Genomic DNA, 23,319 nt, shown 5'->3' on the forward strand with positions numbered 1-23,319 from the left:
CATTTGTGGAGGAGCGTTCCTGCTCATTTGTGGAGGAGCGTTCCTGCCGGCGCAACTTTGACCGGAACACCGCGTGCCAGGGACTCCTGCGCGGCATCGGCCACGCGGGAAGCAGCAACAGCGTCCTCCGGGGTGCAAGGGTTCTCACGCTGGCCCAGGACAAGCTCCACAAAGGCTGCCATTTCCGAGCGGTAAGCCTGGTCGAAGCGCTCGGCGAACGTCTTGTGGGGTTCTCCGGATGGGAACGCGATCCCGGCCTCCGCTGATTCCATGGCTGTCTTGTCGTCCAGGCCAACCATGAGGGAACGCTTGGAGCCTTGAATTTCAAGGCGCACGTCGTGGCCGGCCCCGTTGTAGCGGGTGGCGGACACAGTGCCCACCGTGCCGTCGTCGAACGTGATCAATGCCAGCGCCGTGTCCACGTCGCCCACTTCGCCGATGGCGGGATCGCCATTGTTGGACCCCTTGGCATAGACCTCCACGATTTCGCGGCCGGTCAGCCAGCGCAGGATGTCGAAATCGTGGACCGAGCAATCGCGGAACAGGCCGCCGGACGTTGCTAGGAATTCCACGGGCGGCGGAGCCATGTCGCAGGTCACCGCCCGCAGCGAGTGAATCCAGCCGAGCTCGCCGGCTTGGTAGGCACGCCTGGCCGCAAGGTAGCCGGCATCGAAGCGGCGCTGGTGGCCTATCTGCACCACGCCGTGGTTGGCACGGATGTGTTCGAGGACGGGCAACGAATCGGCCACGTTCATTGCCACGGGCTTCTCGCAGAAGACCGGAATACCGGCGTCCACTCCCGCACGGATCAATTCCGGATGCGTGCCGGTTCCAGTAGCGATGACCAGGCCATCCACCCCGGAGGCAATCAAGGCCTCCACCGACGGCAGGAACTCGGCGCCCAGACCGGCCGCCACCTTGCGGGCGTGGTCTTCGGCGACGTCCGTGAGCCGCAACTCCACGTTGATTCCCTGCGCATTCAATTCCCCGTTGAGTGCGGCGATGTTGTTGGCGTGCATCACGCCGATTCGCCCTACTCCGACCAGTCCGAGAACGACGTCTTTCATAGTGCTACCTCCGTTGAAAAGTCTGTTGTGTCCTGACCCGCGCCGTCGTGAACCGGGCCGCCTTGAACGGAGAACGCCCGGCGGAACGCCCCGAGGGCCTCCATGTCGTCTCCGCTGGCCCATGCCTCCATGCCAACGGTTCCTTCATAACCCGCATCCGCGAGCGCCCGGGCCACGGCCGAGTAGTTGATTTCGCCGGTGCCGGGTTCCCAGCGCCCCGGAACGTCCGCCACTTGGATCTCACCGATGTGTGGCAAGGCGGTGCGGACCAGCTCGATGAGGTTCCCCTCCCCCAGCTGTGCGTGGTAAAGGTCCAGCATCATTTTCACGTTGGGGTGTCCGGCCGCTTCCACCAGCGCCAAGGTGTCCTTGGCCCGGGCGAGCGGAATGCCAGGGTGGTCCAGCACGGTGTTGAGGTTCTCGAGACAGAAGGTCAGGCCGTGCTTCTCCCCGAGCGCACCGAGCCGCTCCAGGGTTCGAACCCCGGTGATCCACATGCTGCCGTTGGAGCGGTAGACGGGACGGGCTGCCTTCCCCTCGATCAACTCGGCCGAGTGCACCACCATGCGGCTGACGCCGAGCTCCAGGGCGGTGGGAATCAACGTTTCGGCGGTCCTCACCACGTCATCGGCTGTTTCCGCGTCAACCAAACTCCCGGAGGTGTACCCGGTCATGGAGGAAAAGACCGCGCCGCTCGACTTAAGCGCCGCAATGTCCTTGCTCCTCGAGTCCCAGAGTTCGACGTCGAATCCGGCTTCGTGGATCCGCCGCACCCGTTCGGTAAACGGAAGCTCCGTAAAGACCATTTCGGCACAAACGGCCAGGCGCATCAGACGCCTGCCTTGCTGTTGCTCGAAACGGAGGTGACCGCCACTGGGGCACCTTGCTGAACCGATTCGATGCAGGCCAACGCTATCGCCAAGGCGCGCCGAGCGTCAGCGGCTCCCGGCGTGAGGGTGAAAGCGCGCGACGGCGGCTGCGTGCCATCGCGACGGGCGCGGACTGCCGCTGCGAAGTCGACGAGTTCATCGGTGTAGGCCTCGCGGAACAGCTCCACGTTGAGCCTAGGAGTCTCGGCAGAAAGACCCTCGGCGGTGTACCTCAGGGCAGCAGTTTCAGTGGGCCGTCCTGCCTGCACCATGCCCTTGGAACCGAAGACTTCTCCCCGGACGTCATAGCCGTAGAGAGCGCTGAAATTCGCTTCGGCCACCGCCAGGGCTCCGTTGCTGTAGCGGATGGTGACCACGGCGGTGTCCAGGAATCCTTGATCACGCAGGCTCGGTTCCACCAGCGCGTCCGCAACTGCGTAGACCTCCACCGGCTCGGCGCCTTCGTTGAACCAGTTCAGGGTGTCGAAGTCATGGATGAGGGTTTCCAGGAAGATCGTCCAGGCTGGAATCCTGGCGGCGTGTCCGATGCTCCCGGTGCCGGGATCCCGGGTCAGCGAGCGCAAGAGCTGGGGCACTCCCACAATTCCCTCGGCCAGGTCCTTCTTGGCGGCCTGAAAATCGGTGGCGTAGCGGCGGTTGAAGCCGATCTGGAAATGTACTCCTGCCCTTTCGACGGCGAGCAGTGCGGCGTCGAGCTCTCCGAGGCTCTGCGCGGCAGGCTTCTCGCAAAACACATGCTTGCCGGCGGCAGCGGCCTGGGCAATCAGGGAAGCGTGGAACCGTGCCGGGCTGGCAATGATCACGGCGTCGATGTCCGGATCGGCCATGATGTCCGCGGCGTCAGCGGTGACCTTCGCCGTGCCGAGCTGGGCAGCCACGGACGCTGCCGAATCCACGTTGGGATCGGCGACGGCGGCCAGGACCGCACCGGGAACCCTGCGGGCTATGCTTTCGCCGTGGAACGCCCCCATCCAGCCGGAGCCTATGAGTCCAAGCCTAACCGGGGTGGGAAGTCCGGCGGAGTGCTGTTCGATGTAGGCCATGGGCCCGTCCTTTCGATAGTCAGTACAACAATTGCTCAAGCGGGCGGGTTGCCTTCGCCCGGGAATTCAATGCCCACCTGACGGCGGATCTCATCGGCAACTTCCATGGTCCGGATCGAGGAAGCCAGGGTCCGCTGCTGGGTTTCTCTCTCACCGGCGGCGATGGCACGAGCCGCTGCCGCCGCTTCGTAGTGCAGGCCTTCGAAATGCCCTCCGGCTGGTTCGGCATAGCGAAGCCGCGTGCCGTCCGGGAATCGGATCTCGAAGCCGCCTGGCATGTTGAAGGGGCCGTCAATGGTCAACGTCGCCTCGGAGCCGACGATCGTTGCCGCGGTGGGGGTGAAATTATGCAGATGGGTGTTCATCACGGCCTGGCTTCCGCCCCGGAATTGCATGATGGCGGAGAGCTGGGCGTTGACGCCGGATTCGTGTTGCTGGCCGAAAGCGCACAAGCGCTCCGGCGCCCCCAGGACCTCCGTGATGAGGGCCAGCGGGTAGGTGCCCAGGTCCAGCAGCGGGCCGCCGGCCAGTGCCGGATCGAAGATGCGGTGGCTGCGCTCAAAGTGCTCGCCGTATTCTGCCAGGACAGTTGTCACGGTACCCAGCGTCCCGGCGTCGAGCACTTGCCGGATCACGTCGAACTTCGGAAGGAAGAAGCTCCACATGGCTTCGGCGGCGAAAACGCCGGCTGCCTTGGCCCGGGCCGCGATATCCCGAGCCTGGGCCGCGTTGAGGCCGATCGGTTTCTCGATCAGGACGTGTTTGCCGGCGTCGAGAGCGAGCACGGCAGCGCCGTGGTGGAAGTTGTGGGGCGTGCACACGTACACGATGTCTATATCCGGAGCCGCTGCCAGCTCTTCGTAGCTCCCGTAGGCGGCAGGCACGCCGAAAGCGTCCGCGAAGGCCTTGGACCGGTCGAGTGAACGGGAGCCGACGGCGGCGATCACCTGCGTTGAATGGGCCTGCACCGATTCCGTGAATCTTTCGGCAATCCATCCAGGTCCCATGATCCCCCAGCGCAACGCGGGAGCGTCACGGGAATCCGGAACGCGGGACCCCGCAAGACCAGATGCTGGAAGGCCGGAGGCGACCATCAGTAGACCACTTTCGTGTAGGCTCCGTCGCTGTGGAGCGAACGGATCATGGCTTGGGCAAGCTGCGATGCCCGTAAGCCGTCCTCCCCCGTAGCCAACGGCGCAGGCTCTCCCTTTTCGAGGGCAGAAATCCAGGCCTGAAGCTGCAAGCGGTAGGCGTCAGCGAAACGTGGCCGCCAGTCAGCGGGAATGGTGGAGCGCCGCTGTCCGTCCTGTTGCACGGCCAGCGCGGCCGGTTCCGGTAACGCGGCGGTGCCAAACTCTGAAACGACCTCGCACTGGGTGGTGTAGCCATACTGCGCGTTGAGGAACAGCTCGAGGGTGGCCAGCGTGCCGTCGGCTGCGCGCAGGAGCATGAAGGCGGGGTCCCTCAGATCACCGGTGGTGTGCCGGGAACTGCGCCCCGCCTGCCAGGACACCTCCGTGATGGGTGCGTCCAGCAGCCAGGGGATGATGTCGAGCTCGTGGATGGCGGAATTTGTGATGGCGGATTCCGAGCTTGCACCCGGACCAGCGGACGCCGTCCGGCTAGTGCAATGGACCTGCAAGGGTTCGCCTTGGGTGCGCGCCCGGGTGGATTCGCGCAGTGCGACATAGCCCGGATCGAAGCGCCTCATGAAACCCATCGACAGCAACCTGGCACCGGTGGCGGCGACGATATCGGCCTCGGCCTCCACAACTTCGCGACTTTCAAGGAGCGTGGGAGCCAGCGGCTTTTCGCACAGTACCGGGGTCATTGCTTCGAAGCATTCCAGCACCAGTCCGGCATGGGTGGAGTCATGGGAAGCGACCACGACGGCGTCAACCTCGCTGGAGTTGATCAGCTCGGAAGGATCGGTGGTGATGCGTGCGGATGGCGGCGCGGCGGCCGCCGCACGTCCGGTGTCGAGGTCTGCCACAAAGGTGACTTCGGCCCCGCTGATGGTGGTGGAGAGGTTCCTGATGTGGTCTGCGCCCATAACACCGGCGCCGATAACGCCAACCCGGATCGGCATGCTGTCTTCCCGTCTACTACTTCGTTCAGGTTCCCGCGGCGGCACGGCGAGCGGGGGCCCGTCCGGTCTTCCGGCGGACCCCCGGCTCCCTCCGCGCCGTGTCCATGCGCGCTAGGCGTGCCGCGGGCTGCTTTCCCGTGAGGCGTCATCGACGTCGGCGACGTCGGCGACGTCGGCGGCCTCGGTGACCTCGGCGACTTCGGCTTGGACTTCCTTGACGACGTCGCTGTGTCCGCCGAGCTGTTCGAGCTCGTGGGCCAGTTCGGCCAGTTCGGCGCCACCTGCCATCTGCGCCGTGAGCTCGTCCAGGGTGATGTCCTTCTTGTCGTAGTAGCCGATCGACTTGCCGCGCTTGAGCAGCAGGAACCGGTCACCCACGGGGAAGGCGTGGTGCGGGTTGTGGGTGATGAAGATGACTCCGAGCCCGCGGTCGCGCGCCTGCAGGATGTAGCGGAGCACGACGCCGGACTGCTTGACACCCAGCGCGGCCGTCGGTTCGTCCAGGATCAGGACCTTCGCCCCGAAGTACACGGCCCTCGCGATCGCCACACACTGGCGCTCGCCGCCGGAGAGCTGGCCGATGGGCTGTTCCACATCGCGCAGGTCGATGCCCATCTCGGCCAGTTCCTTGAGCGTGATGTCCTTCATTTTCTGGACGTCCATGGACTTGAAGGGCCCGAACCCGGTGGTCAGTTCCGAGCCGAGGAAGAAGTTCCGCCAGATCGGCATCAGGGGGACCACGGCGAGGTCCTGGTACACGGTGGCGATGCCGACGTCGAGGGCGTCACGGGGAGAGTTGAATTTCCGTTCCTCGCCCATGACGTGCAGCGCGCCTTCGTCGTGCTGGTGCAGGCCGGCAATGATCTTGATCAGCGTGGACTTGCCCGCGCCGTTGTCGCCCAGGACGCAGGTGACGCGGCCGTTGTCCACGGCCATGGTCACGTCGCGCAGGGCGATGATGTTCCCGTAGTGCTTTCCGATCTTGTCCAGGGACAGCAGGTGCACGGGGGTGTGGGTCAGCGGGTCCTTTTCGTCCTTGAGCAGGGTCTGCTGGTCGATCTGTTTTGCATTCATTGGTCCGCCCCTTTACTTGAGCTCTGCGCGGCGTTTGACGATGAGGTTCACGATGGTGGCCAGCAGCAGCATCAAGCCCAGGAAGAACTTGAACCAGTCAGGGTTCCACTGCGCGTAGACGATGCCCTTGTTGGCCATGCCGAAGATGAACGCACCGATCGCCCCGCCCACCGCCGAACCGTAACCACCGGTCAGCAGGCAGCCGCCGATGACTGCGGCGATGATGTACAGGAACTCGTTGCCCACACCTTCACCGGACTGGACTGCGTCGAAGGCGAAGAGGTTGTGCATGCCCAGGATCCAGCCGCAGAAGCCGACCGCCATGAACAGGCCGATCTTGGTCTTCGTCACCGGGACACCCACCGCGCGGGCCGCGTTCGCGTCACCGCCGACGGCGAAGATCCAGTTCCCGACCTTCGTGCGCAACAGCACCCAGGAGGCAATCGCGACCAGGATGATCCAGAAGAACACCGTGATCTTCACCTCAACCCCGCCAATGCTGATCGAGGACGCGAACACCGCGTGGGCCGAATCGAAACCGTCCAACTTGGAAATCGACGGGGACGACACTACTCCCCGATGAGGCGGGTCAGAGCCAGGTTCAGACCCGTGAGCATCAGGAACGTCGCCAGCGTCACGATGAAGCTGGGCAGCTTCGTCTTGACGAGGATCCACCCGTTGATGAAGCCGATGCCGAGCGAAACGACGAGCGCCAGCACGACGCCGACCCACGCGTTCATCGAGAAATACCAGCTGAACAGGGAAGCGGTCAGTGCCGAGGAAATCACGGCCACACCGGTGGAAAGGTCGAACTCGCCGCCGATCATCAACAGCGACACCCCCACCGCCATGATCCCGATCGTCGAGGAACCATACAGTACCGTCGCCAAAGCATTTGGCTGGGTGAACGTCTGCGACACCGAGGCGAAGAAAATGAAGAGGACGACGGCCCCCACGAGGGCGCCGACTTCGGGCCTCCCCAGAAACTTCTGGATCGGGCTGCGGCGTCCGATCCGCTCATCGCCGGGGGCCAAAGCCGGTGCCGGCGGCAGGGTTGCTGTGTTTGCCATAGGAAGAACTCCTTGTTGGTCAGGCCGCGCGGCGGTCACCCGCCGCGCGGCCAGAATCCTGGATCTAGCGGACGCCCTGCTGGGCGAATTTGAGGACGTCGGAAGCGTTGGACTTGTCCACGATGGTCGGTCCGGTCAGGACAGGCTGGCCGCCACCGAGCTTGAATCCTCCACGCTTGGCCTGCCACAGGGAGTCAACGGACATGTAGCCCTGGAGCCACGGCTGCTGGTCCACAGTGAAGATCACGGCGCCATCCACGATCTTTTGGGCGAGGTCTGCGTTCAGGTCGAAGCTGGCAACCTTTGCCGAGCTGCTGGCGTCAGTGACCGACTTGAGGAGCGTGAGGGTGATCGGTGCGCCGAGGCCAATGATGACATCCGCGTCCTTGGCTGCTTGGAGCTTCGCGGTGGCGGTGGATTGGACCGAGGTCATGTCCTTGCCATCGACGTAAAGGATTTCCGTTCCAGGCACTTTCGCCTTGACACCGGCACACCTGGCCTCAAGGCCAACGTGGCCTTGCTGCTGGATTACGCAGACCGGATGCTTGAAGCTCTGTGCGGCGAGCCTGGTGCCCACGGCCTCGCCGGCGAGCTTCTCGTTCGAACCGAAGTGAGTGAATGCCCCGAGCTGTGCCGAGACGCTCTCGCCGGCGTTGAGGCTCACTACGGGAATGCCGGCATCAGTGGCCTTCTTGAGGACGTCCTTGAGGGCATCCGGGGTGGCGAGGGTGACTGCAATGCCGTCAACCTTCTGGTCAATGGCCTGCTGGACGAGCTGTGCCTGGCGCCCAGCTTCGGGGTCGCTTGTGTAGAGGAGGTCAACATTGTCCTTCGCGGACGCTTCCTCAGCGCCCTTGCGGACGATGTCCCAGAACGTGTCGCCTGCCGCTGCGTGGGTGATAAGAGCCACCTTCATGCGCGGAGTGCTCACGGCCTGACCGCCGCCGGCGGCATTGGCGCTGTCAGCCGGCTTCCCGCCTTGGCTGGAACAAGCACTGAGAGCCATCATCGGAACGACGGCCGCTACAAGTGCCGCCTTCCGCCAGGAAAACTTCTTCACGATTTATCTCCTTTGATTGGGGTTGTGGCCCTGCCACTCTGCAGGAGCTCAAAGCCCTCTACACAGATCATGGTGACTAGCCTCACAGATGTCAATACTTTGTCCTGACATTAGGATGTTTTTACGTGAAGGCTCGTTTGATGACGTGGGCCCCTGCCTGGGCTTGCGAAGGCTGGGGGCCGGTGGGGACTAACGTGCCGCGCGGGCCGTCGTCGAGCGGACAACCAGGGCGGGATCGATCAAGGTCTGCCGGGGACTTATGGCAGGATCCTGAATCCTGGCGAGCAGCCTGTGCGCAGCATCAATCCCGACAAGGTCGCTGCGGTTGTCGATCGAGGTGATGTCCAGGTACCTCGATTTGGCCAGCGGAGAGTTGTCATAGCCGATCACCGATATGTCGCCGGGCACCCCCAGCCCGCGCGCCTTGAGTGCGGCAAAGGCGCCCACGGCCATGGTGTCATTGGCTGCGAAGATCGCGGTCGCGTCCGGATGGTGGTCCAGGAGCCAAGAGGCGGCAATGTAACCGTCCTCCTCCGAGGTGCCTTGGGACTCGGCAACTAGAAGTTCGACGCCGGCCGCCTGGATCTGCCGCCGGAAACCGGCGCGCCGGTGGGCTGACGCGCCGTCGGACCCTGAGAGATGACCGATGCGGGTATGGCCGAGCCCCAACAAGTGGTCAGCAGCCATGCCGCCCCCGCCGTCGTCGTCGTTCGTTATGAGATCAGCGCCGGCCGGCACCCCCTTGCGCCACCCGGCCACCACTGTAGGGACCCACGTCCGGGCGAGCATGGACTCGCTCGGTTCCGCGGCGATGACAAGCGCGTCAACATGCATGGCAAGCAACCCGTCGGCGGCTTCCTTGATGCGGTTCTCGCCGGGCTGGGAGTCGGCCAGCATCACGTGGTAACCGAGCTCCGAGAGAACCGACTCCATGCCCCTGAGGAGATCGACGAACCAGAGGTTCCTGTAGTCGTCAATCAGCAGGCCAATGCTCTTGGTCCGATTGCTCGCAAGCGTGGTCGCGGCCCGGCTGGGGCGGTAGCCGAGCTCGGACATTGCCGCCCGGACGGCTTCACGGCGCTTGTCACTGACCCTTTCCGGCGACTGGAGGACCAAGGACACCAACGACGGCGAGACGCCGGCATGCTTGGCAACGTCATAGATGGTCGGGCGGCGGGGTTCGGGACGGGTCGCACTCACGATTCGCAAACCTTTCTACTCTGTTGTCAAGGGCTTTCGCAAGACATTGACAGGACATACTCACATGATTAGGATTTGAGTCCAGTGCTAAATTGTAGCGCTCCAAAACGCCAAAAGGGGTGTTCGGCACCCAGGCTGAATTTCGAAGGAGAAATCAATGGCTGAGAGCCTAGGGGTCGCCGTCATCGGCGCAGGAATGGCCGGCAAGGCACACGCGGCGGCATACCGCACAGCGTCCGCCCTTTACAGCCCCGTGCTTCCGCCGGTGCGCCTCGTCTCCATCGGCGATGTGAACGCAGAGTTCGGGTCCCTCGCTGCCCGACGTTTTGGCTACGAACGCAATGACACCTCGTGGCAGGCGATCGCAGAAGCGGACGATATCGACGTCGTGAGCGTCGTCATCGCGAATTCCCTCCACCGCGAGGTGGTCGAGGGACTCCTGGCCGCAGGCAAGCACGTCCTGTGCGAGAAGCCGCTGAGCGACTCCCTCGAGGATGCCCGCGCCATGGCGGACGCAGCCAACAACGCTTCCAGCATCGCGCGCATTGGCTTCACGTTCCGCCGCACGCCAGGCATCGCCTACATCCGCGACTTGATCCGCACCGGGGTCCTCGGCAAGGTGCTGCACTTCAGCGGCCGCTACTGGACCGACTACGGCTTCAGCCCTTCCGCTCCGATGAGCTGGCGCTACAAGGGCGGCCCCGGCTCGGGTGCACTGGCCGACGTCGGAAGCCACTTGGCCTACGTCTCCGAGTTCCTCTGCGGCGACATCAAGTCCATCAGCGGCGGGCGCCTGAGCACCGTGATCGGCAAGCGCCCACTGCCGCTCGCAGCCGTCATGGGCCACGACCACGCAGCTGTCAGCGACACCTTCGAGGCCGTGGAGAACGACGACTACGCGGCTTTCAACGCAGAGTTCGAAAACGGCGCCGGCAGCTTTGAAGTCTCCCGCGTCGCAGCCGGACACGCCAACAGCCTCAACTTCGAAGTGTTCTGCGAGAACGGTGCGGCCAAGTTCGACCAGCGCCGTCCCTCCGAAATCCAGCTGTTCCTCAACGATGGCTCCGGCAATGAGAACGGCTACCGCCAGGTCATCCTCGGCCCGGGCCACCCCTACATCGCCGGCGGCCTCGCGATGGACGCCCCCGAGGTTGGCTTCGGCCAGAACGACGCCTTCGGCTACCAGGCCCGCGCGTTCCTCGAAGAGGTTGCCGGTTTGCCGGAATCTGAGTCGCTCCCCCGCTGCGCCACGTTCGACGAGGGAGTGCGCAACATGGAACTGCTCGGCGCAGTCACGGAATCCGCGCTCAACGGCGGAAAGACGATCACGCTATGAAACTCGGCGTCTACAACGCAATCCTGCACGACCGGCCGCTTCCGGAGGCCCTCAAGGTCATCGCTGATCTGGGCCTCACGGGAATCGAAATCAACACGGGCGGATTCCTGCCGGCCGTGCACGTCCCCACGTTTGACGACATCCTGGTATCGGATGCCGCGCGGGACGACTACCTGGGGATCTTCGAGGGGACCGGCGTCGCCATTGCAGGCCTGAACTGCAACGGCAACCCCCTGCACCCGAAGCGTGAGATCGGCGAGAAACATGCCGAGGACATCCGCCGGTCCATCCGGCTCGCGGAACGTCTCGGTCAGAACCGGGTGGTGACCATGTCCGGCTTGCCCGGCGGTGAGCCAGGCGCGACCGTGACGAACTGGATTGTCAACGCCTGGAATTCTGCGGCTTTGGATGTGTTGGATTACCAGTGGGACATCGCCGCGAAGTTCTGGCGCGAGACTGACCGTCTGGCCGCTGACCATGGCGTGAAGGTAGCCCTCGAGCTGCACCCGCAGAACATCGTGTTCAACACAGCCGACGTGCACAAACTCATCGAACTGACCGGCGCCACGCACGTCGGCGTCGAGTTGGACGCTTCGCACCTGTTCTGGCAGCAGATGGATCCGGTTGCCGTGGTCCGCGAACTCGGACCCTTGGTTTTCCAGGCCGCCGCGAAAGATGTCCGTGTGAACAGCTCGAATGCCGCTCTGTACGGCGTCCTCGACAACAGCTTCCGCCGGCTCTCACCGGAGGAAAGCCGCACCAACCTCGGTGGCGACGAATGGGCCAACGAGTGGCCCAAAAACTCGGCCTGGGACTTCGTTGCCCTCGGCCGGGGGCACGACACGGCGTACTGGACCGAGTTCCTGCGTGCGCTCCACGAGGTGGATCCCGGCATGCTGGTCAACATCGAACACGAAGACACCTCCCTTGGCAGGATCGAAGGGCTCGAGGTGGCAGCCAAGGTCCTGCGCGATGCTGACGCTGCGCTTTCGGCGTCGCTGAACGTCACGGCCTAGACAGTTCACCGAATCACAGGGCCCCATCCGAAAAATCGGATGGGGCCCTCGGCGCTGACACGCAAGGCCTTCCATTCCCGTCCTTGGTATGCTGGATGATGAATCCATAAAATAGTCAAGCAAGGATTTGTACTAACGGGCAAGGAGGCAGTCATGGAAGAGTTCGCGGACTTCCGGGCACCGCTGTACGAGGTGAAGGCCAATCTTTTCAAGGGGCTGGCTCACCCGGTCAGGATCCGGGTACTGGAGCTGCTGTCGGCGGCACCCGAGGTGTCGGTGACAGAGCTTCTGGCCGCAACGGGCCTGGAGGCTTCGCACCTGTCCCAGCATCTGTCGGTGCTGCGTCGATATCACCTCGTCAAGGGAGAGCGACGGGCATTGCAGATGTTCTACACCTTGGCGTACCCACAGGTCGCGGAACTCCTCTCCGTGGCGAGACTGCTGCTCAACGACATGCTGCACAGCACCCGGGCGCAGCTTGAGTCCTCAGAAGCGACTGCACCCGTTCCATCCGCAGCGGCCAGCACCCGGTGAAGGCCCTGGTCGCGGCCCGGGCTTTCCTGCCCGTACGGCGGGATTACGCGCTGCTGCCGCGTACCTGGAAAGGAGACCTGGTCGCCGGGGTCACCGTCGGCATCGTCGCGCTGCCGCTGGCCCTCGCGTTCGGTGTCAGCTCCGGCGCGGGTGCGGCGAGCGGACTGATCACCGCCGTAATCGCCGGCGTGATCGCGGCCGTCTTCGGTGGTTCCAATATCCAGGTCTCCGGACCCACCGGCGCCATGGTGGTGGTTCTGGGCCCGGTCATCGCCGCCCACGGGCTCGGTGCACTGGCCGCAGTCTCGGTCCTTGCCGGTGTGATAGTGGTTGCCGCCGGGCTACTCAAACTCGGGCGGGTCGTGACGCTCCTGCCTTGGCCGGTGATCGAGGGCTTCACCGTCGGAATCGCGGTAATCATCTTCCTGCAGCAGGTCCCTGCCGCGTTCGGCGCCAAACCCGGGCCCAGCAGCAACGCCGTCGTCTCGGCTATCCAGGCCATCGGCACTGTGTCCCCAACCTCGGTTCTTGCCCCGGTTGCCGTGGTAGCTCTGGTGGCGGTGATCATGGTTGCCTCACCGCGGATCCACCCACGGATCCCGGGCTCGCTCATCGCGATCATCATCGCCACTGCGGCCGCGCAGTTCCTCGACCTGCCCGTGACCCGGATCGGAGCCCTGCCCGCTTCCCTGCCAGCCCCGATGATGCCCTCCCTGGACCTGGCGACGATCACGGCACTGGCCGGGTCCGCGGCCACGATCGCGGCCCTGGCCGCGATCGAGTCGCTGCTCTCGGCACGGGTCGGGGCGTCGATCTCCGATACCGGCCCCTACGACGCGGACCGTGAGCTCCTGGGCCAGGGCCTGGCGTCCGTCGCGTCCGGATTCTTCGGCGGCATGCCAGCCACAGGTGCCATCGCCCGCACCGCGGTGAACATTCGCTCGGGCGGCCGGACACGCCTCGCCGCCATAACCCACGCGCTGGTCCTGCTGGCCGTGGTGTACCTGGCCACCGGCCCGGTTTCCCGCATCCCCCTTGCCGCGCTGGCCGGGGTGCTGATGGTCACCGCGACACGCATGGTCTCCCTCAAGACGCTGCGCAGCGTGATCGGATCAACCCGCGCCGACACGGTCGTGTTCTTCGTCACCGCGCTGATCACGGTGTCCTTCGACCTGATCCAAGCCGTGGAAATCGGGATCGCGGTCGCCGCCTTCTTCGCCCTGCGTGCCTTGGTCCGGTCCAGCGGGGTGCACCGGGAGGAAATCCCCGGCCCGGTCCACGAAGGGGACGAGCACATCGCCGTGTTCCGGCTCGACGGGGCCCTGTTCTTCGCTGCCGCCGAGCGCGTCCTCGAGCGGGTCAGCGCCATCCGGAACGTCGACGTCGTGATCATCCGCATGTCGCAACTGCAGATCCTGGACGCAACCGGGGCCAGAACAATCACAGACATCGTCCAGGCTCTAGAACGCCGCGGAACCACCGTGCTGATCAAAGGGATCCAGGAGCGACACCTTCGGCTCGTCACCCAGGTGGGGGTCCTGGACTCCCTTCGCCACCACAAACACCTGTTCACCGAACTGGCCCCCGCCGTGGAACACGCCCGGAGCCACGTCGCCCGCGCCGCCAGCGCACGCGCCACCCACAACCCCGACAAGAACCCGTAGCCCTACTGGACTTTGGAAATGTACTTGCCCATAGTCTCCAGCTGGTACCGGGAGACCTCGTTGGCATTGTCGTCCTCGGCGAAGACGCTGGACACCATGACCGTGTTCCCCTTGTCCAGGAAGCCGATTTCCTTCAGTCCGCCGAAGAACTCGTCCCAGTTGACGTCGCCGTCGCCGATCTTCAGGTGCTGGTGCACGCGTATGGCGTTGCCGGGCGGGTTGGTGATGTAGCGCAGGCCGTGGGAGGCGTGGTGGTCCATCGTGTCAGACACGTGGACGAGGCGCAGCTTGTCCCCCGCGGCCCGCATGATGTCGAGCGGCTTGTTGCCCATGTGGAAGGTGTGGGAGGCAACGTAGACCATGCCGATGTTGGGCGAGTTCACGCCACGGATGACGCGGAGCGCGGCGAGCCCATCCTCCACGAAGTCGTCCGGGTGCGGGTCGATGAGGACGTCCAGGCCCTCGCGCTCGATGATCGGAAGGAGCTCTTCCATGGAGCGGTAGAAGGCCCTCTCGGACTCCTCGGCCTTTTCCGGACGCCCGCTGAATTCGGTGTTCATGGTCTGCACGCCGAGATCAACGGTGATCTGGATGGCGCGCTTCCAGTAGCGGACGGCGGCCTCGCGGGCGTCCTCATCGGGCCCGGACCAACGCAGCACGGGAAGCACCGAGGCGATCTCGACGTCGGCGTCCTTGCAGGCCTTCTTTAGCTGGCCCACGAGCTCGGCGTCAGCCTTGGGGTGGTTGAAGAACGGGATGAAATCGGCATGCGGGGTCAGCTGGAGGTATTTGTAGCCGAGATCGGCGGCGAGCCGCGGAAATTCCAGCAGGCTGTGGGTGTGGTGGAACGGGGTGGGATCGAGGGCAATCTTCATGGTCACTCCTTTGTGGTGATTCTGCGAAAAGGGTGGCCGGCCGCTCCGCTGCCGGCCAGCCACCCTTCCTCGCGATCGCTGAGATATTACTTGTACAGATCGGGTTTGCTGTTGAGCTGTACGGCGACTCTTTCGCCAGACTTCTGGGCCTCGACGCCTGCTTCGCAGCAAGCGGCGGTGGCGTACCCATCCCAGGCGGTAGGACCGCCGATTTCGCCACGGCGGGCGGCGTCCACCCAAGCCTGGACCTCGACGTCGTACGCGGCACCGAAGCGCTCTTCGAAGCCGGGCGTGACCTTGCCGCCCCAGCGGCCAGCGCTGCGGACGTAAGGACCGCCGTCGCCACCGATGTTCACGATGCCGTCCTCGAAGGACGCCTGGGTCGCGACTTCATAGCCGAACTTGGCGTTGACGTAGATTTCGACGTCGGCCAGGACGCCGGACTCGGTCTCGATCAGGACGTGCTGGGGGTCGTGCTGGCCGCTCGGGGCGTTGCGCGTTGCCTTGCCCAGACGGACCTGGACCGACGTGATTTCCTCACCGGTGAAGAAACGGATGGCATCGAATTCGTGGACCACGGAGTCGTTGATGAGCATCTCATTGGTGAAGCCCGGCGGCGTGGTCGGGTTGCGGTGCTGGTGGTGCAGCATGAGCAGCTCGCCGAGTTCATGGTCGCGGATCACCGAGCCCAGGGCGGCGTATTCGGCGTCGAAGCGGCGCATGAAGCCCACCTGGATGCGCTTGTGGCCGAGCGCCGTTTCGGCCTTGACAACTTTCCAGGCACTCTCGGCATCCGGGGTGAGCGGTTTTTCGCAGAGGATGGGGAAGTCCTTCTCCAGCGCCTTGTAGAGGATTTCCTCGTGCAGGAACCCCGGGGTGGCAATCAGAACGGCGTTGACGTCGCCGTTGTTGAGGGCCTCTTCGGCACTGGCGAGGGCCACGGCGCCGTCGATCCCTGCGATGGCGGCCTGTGCGCGGGAGAGGTCGACGTCGACGACGGCGGCTACTTCAGCGCCGTGGATCCGGGTGCTGAGCCGCTTGATGTGGTCGGCGCCCATGCGGCCTGCGCCGATGACGGCCACGCGGAGAATGTCAGTCAATGTTCTGTCCTTAGTTGTCAGTGCCTGCGAGGTTAAGGGGGTTCTGTCCTACTGCACGGTGGTGCGGGAGCCGCACGAGAGCAGGTAGTTGCGGGTGCGCTTGGCGATGGGCATGGGGACGTCGAGGGCCACGGGGTACATGTCCTGCTCCACAATGCCAAAGATCGGGCGGTTGAGTCCTTCAACGGCCTCGATGACGGCGCGCAGGTCCGGGAGACCGCTCGGCGGTTCGGTCATGACACCGGCCAGGTTGGCTGCGGCCCAGGTCATGTTCTCCTCATTGACTTGTCTCAGGACATCCGGGTTGATCTGCTTCAGGTGCAGGTAGCCGATGCGGTCCGGGTAGTTCTTGATCAGTTCAAGGCTGGACGCCCCGCAATATTCGGCGTGTCCAGTGTCCAGGCACAGGTTCAGGTATTGCGGATCGGTTTCGGCGAGCAGGTGCTCGATGTCGGCTTGGGCTCCAACGTGGGAATCTGCGTGGGAGTGGAACTGCTGCTTCAGGCCGAAGTCCTCCAGCAGCACCTTGCCCATGCGGTTGTGGCCTGCGAACAGATCGTTCCACTGCTCTTGCGACAGTTCGCCGCTCTCTACAGCCTCGCCCGTGACGTCGTCGCGCCACATGGCCGGAATGACCACGATGTGCTCGCCGCCCATGGCCGCGGTCAACTCCGCGACTTTGCGTGCCGGCTCCCAGGCTTCCTCGTACTGAGCGGCACCGCGGTGGAAGGCGGTGAAGACCGTTCCAGCTGTGACCTTGAGGTCGCGCTGCTTGAGTTCCTCGGCAAGGCGGGCGGGGTCGTTCGGCAAGTAGCCGTAGGGGCCAAGTTCGATCCATTTGTAGCCGGACTCAGCCACTTCGTCCAGGAAACGATCCCACGGGGTCTGCTTGGGGTCATCCGCGAACCAGACGCCCCAGGAGTCCGGGGCCGTGCCGATGATGAGTTTGTTCTCTGTCATTGCTCAATCCTTGTTCAAAACGGCGCTCGGCCGGCCCAACTGACTCGCATTTGTTGTCGTTATGAGGGCTCATAACGACAACTACTGCGAGCTAGTTGGGTGGGAGGGCCTAGTTGGAGGGGAAGTTGTAGGAGGCGCCGGAGGCGTGGGTGGGTTCGGGCCAGCGGGACGTGACTACCTTGCCACGGGTGTAGAAGGACACGCCTTCCGGACCGTAGATGTGCTTGTCGCCGAACAGCGAGGCCTTCCACCCGCCGAAGGAGTGGTAGGCCACCGGAACCGGCAGGGGCACGTTGATACCCACCATACCCACAGTCACGGAGCGCTGGAACTTGCGGGCGTTGGCACCGGAGGACGTGAAGATGGCGGTGCCGTTGCCGTAGGGGTTGGAGTTGATGAGCCTGATGCCCTCGTCCAGGTCGCCCACGCGGACCACCACCAGGACGGGTCCGAAGATTTCCTCCGTGTAAGCGGTCATTTCGGTCTTGACGTGGTCGATGACGGTGGGGCCGACCCAGAAGCCGTCCTCGTGGCCCGGGACCACCAGGTCGCGGCCGTCAACGACCATCGCCGCGCCCGCGGCTTCGGCTTCGGTGACGATCCGCACGATGCGTTCCTTGGAGGCCGGAGTGATGACCGGGCCCATTTCGGCGTCGGGCTCGGTGCCGTTCTTGACCTTCACGGCCAGCGCGCGTTCTTCGACCTTCTTGACCAGCAGCTCGGCGGCATCGCCGACGGCGACCGCGACAGAGATGGCCATGCAGCGTTCGCCCGCGGAACCGAAGGCGGCTGCGGCCAGGTGGTCGGCCGCGTTGTCCAGGTCGGCGTCGGGCATGATGATCGCGTGGTTCTTCGCGCCGCCCAGGGCTTGGACCCGCTTGCCGTGCGCGGTGGCGGTTTCGTGGACGTACCGGGCGATCGGGGTGGAGCCGACGAAGGAGATGCCGTCCACGTCCGGGTGGGTCAGGAGGCCATCGACGGTTTCCTTGTCGCCGTGCAAGACCTGGAACACGCCGTCGGGCAGGCCGGCCTGCTTCCAGAGCTTGGCCAGGAGCATGGACGCGGAGGGGTCGCGTTCGGAGGGCTTGAGGATGAACGCGTTGCCGGTGGCGATCGCCATGGGTGCCATCCACAGCGGCACCATGACCGGGAAGTTGAACGGGGTGATGCCGGCGACGACGCCGAGCGGCTCGCGGAAGGAGAACACGTCGATCCCGGTGGAGACCTGGTCCGAGTAGTCGCCCTTGAGCAGTTGCGGGATGCCGCAGGCGAATTCGATGACTTCCAGGCCACGGCCGATCTCGCCCTTCGCATCGGAAATGACCTTGCCGTGCTCTGCCGTGATCAGGGCCGCGAGTTCGTCCACGTGGGAGGCGACGAGTTCGCGGAACTTGAACAGGACCGCGGTGCGCTTGGCCAGGGAGAAATCGCCCCACTTTTCGCTGGCGGCCTTGGCGGCGGCAACGGTGGCGTCAAGATCGGCCCGGTTCGCCAGGCGCAGCTCCGCGGAGACTGCGCCGGTGGCCGGGTTGTAGACCGGCTGGCTGCGATCGCCTGCGCCGGCAGTTTCAACACCGTTGATGAAATGCTTGATGGTGGTCAGTGTGGTCGTCGACATGTGCGGACTTCCTTGTCTGTTGCTTGAAGGGAGCTTGAGGGGCTTAGCCGAGCAGCTTGCGCTGCCGGTTCTTGTGGTCTGTGTACGTCTGGTAGGCCTGCTGGGTGGATTCGAGTTCGGAGACCTGCGAGACGGGAACGTCCCACCAGGATTCGGAGCTCGGAGCGTCCAGCAAGGGGTCCGATTCGACGTGGATGACGATCGGCCCGGACTCCTCCGGTGCCGCCTTCGCGTCGCGGATGGCCTGTTCCAGTTCGGCGATGACCTTCTCCCCCGGTTCGATCCGGATAACCTTCGCGCCGAGGCTTTCGGCGTTAAGGGCAAGGTCGATGGGCAGCCTCTCGCCGGCGTCGAAGGAGTGCTGTTCCTTGTCCAGGACCCGGTACTGCGTGCCGAAGCGCTGGGAGCCCAGCGACTCGGAGAGCGAGCCGATGGAGGCGTAGCCGTGGTTCTGGATCAGGACCACGATCAGCTTGATGCGTTCGGCGACGGCGGTGACCAGTTCGGTGTGCATCATCAGGTAGGAGCCGTCCCCCACCATGACCACGACGTCGCGCTTCTCGCCGCCTGCTGCTGCCTCCGCCAGGGCGGCACGCTTGACACCCAGGCCGCCGGGGATCTCGTAGCCCATGCAGGAGTAGGCGTACTCCACGTGGTAGCCGAACGGATCCCGGACGCGCCACATCTTGTGCAGGTCGCCGGGCAGGGAACCAGCGGCGCAGATGACAACGTCCTGCTTTTCCATGGCCCGGCTGGTAGCGCCGATGATCTCGTTCTGCGCCGGCAGCGGGGTGTGGCGGGTGTCGAAGGCCTCGTCCACGATCGCGTTCCAGCGTTTCTTCTCCGCCGCGATCTTCTGCTCCAGGTCCGCGCCCACACGGTATCCGCCGAGCGCCTGGTTCAGCTTGACCAGGGCCTTGCGGGCGTCCGCGACGATCGGCAGCGTGGTGCCGTGCTTGTAGGCGTCGATCGCGGCCACGTTGATGTTGATGAACTTGACATCGGGGTTCTGGAAAGCAGTGCGCGACGCCGTCGTAAAGTCCTCATATCTGGTACCGATGCCGATGATCACGTCAGCAACGGCCGCGATGGCGTTCGCCGCCGTCGTGCCCGTGGAGCCAATGGCTCCCAGCGAGAACTGGTGGTCCCACGGCAGGACGCCGACGCCAGCTTGGGTGTTGCCCACCGGGATGCCGGTCAGTTCGGCGAACTTGGCGAGTTCCTCGTTGGCGAACGCGTACAGGACCCCGCCGCCGGCGATGATGAGCGGACGTTTGGCGGCACGGATGGCCTCGGCGGCGCGGCGGATGTCGTCGTCGTCCGCTTCGGGCCGGCGGATCCGCCACTCACGCTCGGCGAGGAACTCCTCCGGAACATCCAAGGCCTCGGCCTGGACATCCTGCGGCAGCGAAATGGTCACCGCGCCGGTCTCGGCCGGGTCTGTCAGGACGCGCAGGCCGTGGTGAAATGCCGAGAACAACTGCTCCGGACGGGACACCCGGTCGAAGAACTTGGACAGCGGACGGAAGGCGTCGTTGACCGTGATGTCGTAGGCGTAGGGCAGCTCGAGCTGCTGCAGCACGGGGTCAGCTGCACGGGTGGCGAAGGTATCGCTCGGCAGCAGCAGGACCGGCAGCCGGTTGGTGGTGGCCAGCGCAGCGCCGGTCAGCAGGTTCGAGGAACCGGGCCCGATCGAGGTGCTGATCGCGAAGGTCTGGCGGCGGCGCGTGTGCCTGGCGTAGCCAACGGCCTGGTGCGACTGGGCCTGCTCGTTGCGGCCTTGGTAATACGGCATGATGCTCGGATCGAGCTGCTGGTACTGCTTGAGTGCCTGGCCCACACCGGCGACGTTGCCGTGGCCGAAGATCCCGAAGGTGCCCGGAATCAGGCGTTCCCGGTACTCACTCCCGCCCACGGAATCCACCGTGTACTGCTTGGACAGGAACTCGACAACCGCCTGGGCGACCGTCATTCTGCGCGTTGACATATTTTTCCCCATGGGTCTATTCCGATACTTTCGCAGGTGACTTCAGCAGCGAGGCGGCCGTAGCCACTGCACCGGCCACGTCTCCGTCGGCCGGATACAAAAGGGTCCGTCCCACAGTCAAGCCTTGGACTCCGGGTAAGGCAAGCGCGGCCTGCCAACTTGCGAAGACCTCATCCTGGCCTGCGTCCGGATCCCCGCCGAGCAGGACTGTGGGCAGCGTGGTGGCGGCCATGACCCGTTCCATCTCGGCCACGACAGGCAGCTTCATCCAGGTGTAGGCGCTCGTGGAGCCCAGGCCCTGCGCGATCGCGACGGACTTGATGACGGCATCCGGCGAGAGGTCGTTGCGGACCTTGCCGTTTGCCTCACGGACGGACAGGAAGGGCTCCACCATGGCGATCAACTTGCGCGCCGCGAGGGAGTCCACGGCCTTGGCAGTGGCTTCCAGGATCGACGCCGTATCCGGGTCGCCAAGGCAGATGCGGGTGAGCATCTTGCCGCCATCGGCGCCGAGGGCGTCCAAGGCGGCTGCGGTATGGCCCGTGAAGCGGTCGTCGATTTCGTTGACTAGTCCGGCGAGGCCGCCGCGGTTCATCGAACCGAAGACGAGCTTGCCTTCGAGCGCACCCAGCAGGAGCAGGTCGTCCATGATGTCCGGTGACGCCAGGACCCCGTCGACGGCGGGATTCGCCAAAGCGATCTGCAGCCGGTCCAGCAGGGTCCGGCGGTCCGCCATCGCCACCGGATCAGCACCGACACTCAGGGCGCCGCGGGCCGGGTGGTCGGCCGCCACGATGAAATTCTGGGTCCCGTACTTCAGCCCCGGATGGCGGCGACGTGCGGCGGCGGCGCGAGCAACGGCGTCGGGATCTTCAAGCCGGAGCGCACTCAGGTGCTCGTAACGGCGGGGATCATCATTGAAGCTCAACGTGTTGCTCCTTCTGAAACTGCTGCGTGAGAAGCTGGATTGGTGCCGGCCGGGGTCAGGCGGCCGCGTTCGGCGAGCAACGAGGTGACTTCCTCCGGCGTCGGCATCGCGTCGGCGCAAGAAAGCCGGGAGGCGACAATCGCGCCTGCAGCGTTGGCGTAGTCCAGGATCTGGGCCAAAGGCCAGCCGGACAGCAGGCCGTGGCAAAAAGCGCCGCCGAAGGAGTCACCCGCGCCCAGGCCATTGACAGTCTCAACGGGGACCGGTGCGGAGACGACGCGTTCCGTGCGGGTTTTGGCCATGACACCTTCGGGGCCAAGCTTGACGACGGCGATCTCGACGCCCGCGGCCAGGAGGCGGTCGGCCTGCTCGTCCGGTGTTCCTTCGCCCACGCCCACGGCACATTCCTTGTCGTTGCCGATGGCCACGGTGACGTGGGGCAGGATCTTGGCGACCTCTGCCCGGGCCTCGTCCTCAGACGCCCAGAACATGGGCCGGTAGTCCAGATCCAGGATGGTGTACTGGCCCTGGCTCAAGCCGGTGCGCGGCCGGGCTTCGTGAGCTGCCAGATGGGCGGAGCGGCTAGGCTCCTGGCAGAGGCCGGTCACCGTGGACCAGAAGATGCCGGCGTCCTTAATGGCGTCCAGGTCGAGTTCCTCGGCCTTGATCTGCAGGTCCGGCGCCGTCGGGAACCGTCCGTAGAAGTACAACGGGAAGTCGTGCGGAGGCTGGATCGCGCAGAAGGTGGCCGGCGTTTGAAGGCCCGGCACCGGGGTGACGAAAGCGTCGTCGACCTTGAACTTGCGCAGCTCGCGGTGCAGGTAGATGCCGAAAGGGTCGTCGCCCGTACGCGTGATGACGCCGCTGCGGCGGCCGTGGCGGGCAGCAGCGACGGCCACGTTGGACGGCGAGCCGCCAAGATACTTGCCGAAGGATTGCACGTCCTCCAGTCCCACACCGATGTCGTTCGGGTAGATATCAACGCTGATGCGCCCGATGGTGAGCAGTTCGTGGGTCACGGTGATCGCGGACCTTTCTGTAGTGAACTCTTCTTGCGGGACGGTGAGAGCTCCGGTGCTTTTGCCGGCCCGCACGAGCGGGGCCACAGCACTACTTTGCACCAGAATTCATGTCCTGTCAAAGGTTTGTACTGACATATTTACAACGAAACGTGATGGCCTAAACTACTGCGCGGCGTACGCCTGAATCCGCGCCAAACCGACGGAGTTACCGGGTAGGAACGGCGAGCTCTCCAGTGACATACTGGGCGCGACCAAAGCCGAAGGACCAATCATCGGCGGTATTTTCCACGTAACCGAGGAAGACATCCTCGCCGGCAACACCAATCTCGCCGAGCTGGGCGGCAATGGCAGCGAACAAAGATTGCTTTGCTTCGCGACTACGCCCGCCTTGGGTGAATATCTGGATCATGACCACCCCGGAACTTCGTTCAAAACCAAGCCCGGCATCCTGGGCGAAGATCTGGCCCCGGGGATGCTCGGTGATGACATGGAAGTAGTCACGCTCCGGGATGCCGTACTCGGCAAGGATGGCGTGATGGATTCGCTTGCTGAGTTCGCCGAGCTGCTCCGGCGTACGGCCTTCGTTGACGTCGATGCGGACGAGGGGCATATGCTCTCCTGAGATAGTTTGTCCTGACATACTAACAAACTATCGATTCGGGCCACAAGCCTTGGTCCTAACACCCCTCCCCCTGCAACGCTCGCTCACCTATCCGGCCTTAACCGCCAACGCTCGCTCAGATAACCGCCCTTCCCCGCCAACGCCCGCTCACCTAGCAGGCCCTA

At 64.6% G+C, this 23,319-nt stretch carries 20 protein-coding genes and 1 pseudogene; 4 read left to right on the forward strand and 17 right to left on the reverse strand.

The window, feature by feature from the left end:
- Positions 1–23: 23 nt before the first annotated feature.
- The 9 genes and pseudogenes from OW521_RS09090 to OW521_RS09130 all read right to left on the reverse strand — a co-directional run bounded on the left by OW521_RS09090 (position 24) and on the right by OW521_RS09130 (position 9,493).
- Complete coding sequence (locus tag OW521_RS09090) at positions 24–1,067, reverse strand: Gfo/Idh/MocA family oxidoreductase (RefSeq protein WP_268024696.1); 1,044 nt, start codon at positions 1,065–1,067, stop codon at positions 24–26.
- Positions 1,064–1,897, reverse strand: a complete 834-nt coding sequence (locus OW521_RS09095; RefSeq protein ID WP_268024697.1) for a TIM barrel protein — start codon at positions 1,895–1,897, stop codon at positions 1,064–1,066. The genes OW521_RS09090 and OW521_RS09095 overlap by 4 nt, the downstream gene beginning before the upstream one ends.
- Positions 1,897–3,000, reverse strand: coding sequence for a Gfo/Idh/MocA family oxidoreductase (locus tag OW521_RS09100; RefSeq protein ID WP_268024699.1), 1,104 nt, complete (start codon positions 2,998–3,000; stop codon positions 1,897–1,899). Before OW521_RS09100 ends, OW521_RS09095 begins: the two co-directional genes overlap by 1 nt.
- 35 nt (positions 3,001–3,035) lie before the next feature.
- Positions 3,036–4,094 carry a Gfo/Idh/MocA family protein gene (locus OW521_RS09105; protein ID WP_268024701.1) on the reverse strand — a complete coding sequence of 353 codons (1,059 nt, stop codon included), beginning with the start codon at positions 4,092–4,094 and terminating at the stop codon, positions 3,036–3,038.
- Positions 4,094–5,089 (reverse strand): Gfo/Idh/MocA family oxidoreductase, encoded by a 996-nt coding sequence (locus OW521_RS09110; protein ID WP_268024703.1) that lies wholly within the window; start codon positions 5,087–5,089, stop codon positions 4,094–4,096. The genes OW521_RS09105 and OW521_RS09110 overlap by 1 nt, the downstream gene beginning before the upstream one ends.
- 111 nt (positions 5,090–5,200) lie before the next feature.
- On the reverse strand, positions 5,201–6,163 hold the full coding sequence (locus OW521_RS09115) for an ATP-binding cassette domain-containing protein (RefSeq protein WP_268024705.1): 963 nt from the start codon (positions 6,161–6,163) through the stop codon (positions 5,201–5,203).
- A gap of 12 nt (positions 6,164–6,175) precedes the next feature.
- A pseudogene (locus OW521_RS09120) lies at positions 6,176–7,233 on the reverse strand (ABC transporter permease).
- Positions 7,234–7,297: 64 nt separating this feature from the next.
- Positions 7,298–8,293 (reverse strand): substrate-binding domain-containing protein, encoded by a 996-nt coding sequence (locus OW521_RS09125; protein ID WP_268024706.1) that lies wholly within the window; start codon positions 8,291–8,293, stop codon positions 7,298–7,300.
- Positions 8,294–8,482: 189 nt separating this feature from the next.
- Positions 8,483–9,493 (reverse strand): LacI family DNA-binding transcriptional regulator, encoded by a 1,011-nt coding sequence (locus OW521_RS09130; protein WP_268024708.1) that lies wholly within the window; start codon positions 9,491–9,493, stop codon positions 8,483–8,485.
- Positions 9,494–9,650: 157 nt separating this feature from the next.
- Here OW521_RS09130 and OW521_RS09135 point away from each other — a divergent pair, with 157 nt between their 5' ends.
- The 4 genes from OW521_RS09135 (at position 9,651) to OW521_RS09150 (ending at position 14,043) form a co-directional block, all read left to right on the forward strand.
- Positions 9,651–10,829: a Gfo/Idh/MocA family protein gene (locus OW521_RS09135; protein ID WP_268024710.1), complete on the forward strand. Its 1,179-nt coding sequence runs from the start codon at positions 9,651–9,653 to the stop codon at positions 10,827–10,829.
- Complete coding sequence (locus tag OW521_RS09140) at positions 10,826–11,845, forward strand: sugar phosphate isomerase/epimerase family protein (protein WP_268024712.1); 1,020 nt, start codon at positions 10,826–10,828, stop codon at positions 11,843–11,845. The genes OW521_RS09135 and OW521_RS09140 overlap by 4 nt, the downstream gene beginning before the upstream one ends.
- 153 nt (positions 11,846–11,998) lie before the next feature.
- The gene (locus OW521_RS09145; RefSeq protein WP_268024714.1) at positions 11,999–12,379 is read left to right on the forward strand and encodes an ArsR/SmtB family transcription factor; all 381 of its coding nucleotides are present in this window, start codon (positions 11,999–12,001) and stop codon (positions 12,377–12,379) included.
- The gene (locus tag OW521_RS09150) at positions 12,376–14,043 is read left to right on the forward strand and encodes a SulP family inorganic anion transporter (protein ID WP_268024716.1); all 1,668 of its coding nucleotides are present in this window, start codon (positions 12,376–12,378) and stop codon (positions 14,041–14,043) included. The genes OW521_RS09145 and OW521_RS09150 overlap by 4 nt, the downstream gene beginning before the upstream one ends.
- A 2-nt stretch (positions 14,044–14,045) precedes the next feature.
- On the opposite strand, the gene OW521_RS09155 is transcribed toward OW521_RS09150, so the two are convergent.
- The 8 genes from OW521_RS09155 to OW521_RS09190 form a co-directional block, all read right to left on the reverse strand.
- Positions 14,046–14,918: a sugar phosphate isomerase/epimerase family protein gene (locus tag OW521_RS09155; protein WP_268024718.1), complete on the reverse strand. Its 873-nt coding sequence runs from the start codon at positions 14,916–14,918 to the stop codon at positions 14,046–14,048.
- An 86-nt stretch (positions 14,919–15,004) separates the two neighbouring features.
- The gene (locus OW521_RS09160) at positions 15,005–16,018 is read right to left on the reverse strand and encodes a Gfo/Idh/MocA family protein (RefSeq protein WP_268024720.1); all 1,014 of its coding nucleotides are present in this window, start codon (positions 16,016–16,018) and stop codon (positions 15,005–15,007) included.
- 48 nt (positions 16,019–16,066) lie between these two features.
- Positions 16,067–16,978 (reverse strand): sugar phosphate isomerase/epimerase family protein, encoded by a 912-nt coding sequence (locus OW521_RS09165; protein ID WP_268024722.1) that lies wholly within the window; start codon positions 16,976–16,978, stop codon positions 16,067–16,069.
- 109 nt (positions 16,979–17,087) lie between these two features.
- A complete protein-coding gene (locus tag OW521_RS09170; RefSeq protein WP_268024724.1) occupies positions 17,088–18,596 on the reverse strand; it encodes a CoA-acylating methylmalonate-semialdehyde dehydrogenase in 1,509 nt (502 codons plus the stop codon).
- 43 nt (positions 18,597–18,639) lie between these two features.
- Positions 18,640–20,568 (reverse strand): 3D-(3,5/4)-trihydroxycyclohexane-1,2-dione acylhydrolase (decyclizing), encoded by a 1,929-nt coding sequence (gene iolD / locus OW521_RS09175; RefSeq protein WP_268025787.1) that lies wholly within the window; start codon positions 20,566–20,568, stop codon positions 18,640–18,642.
- A 31-nt stretch (positions 20,569–20,599) separates the two neighbouring features.
- Positions 20,600–21,511, reverse strand: coding sequence for a Cgl0159 family (beta/alpha)8-fold protein (locus OW521_RS09180; RefSeq protein ID WP_268024726.1), 912 nt, complete (start codon positions 21,509–21,511; stop codon positions 20,600–20,602).
- Complete coding sequence (iolC, locus tag OW521_RS09185; RefSeq protein ID WP_268024728.1) at positions 21,508–22,530, reverse strand: 5-dehydro-2-deoxygluconokinase; 1,023 nt, start codon at positions 22,528–22,530, stop codon at positions 21,508–21,510. Before iolC ends, OW521_RS09180 begins: the two co-directional genes overlap by 4 nt.
- Positions 22,531–22,738: 208 nt before the next feature.
- Positions 22,739–23,143, reverse strand: a complete 405-nt coding sequence (locus OW521_RS09190; RefSeq protein WP_268024730.1) for a tautomerase family protein — start codon at positions 23,141–23,143, stop codon at positions 22,739–22,741.
- Positions 23,144–23,319 lie beyond the last annotated feature (176 nt).

The sequence above is a fragment of the Arthrobacter sp. MMS18-M83 genome (genome assembly GCF_026683955.1).
Taxonomy (GTDB): Bacteria; Actinomycetota; Actinomycetes; order Actinomycetales; family Micrococcaceae; genus Arthrobacter.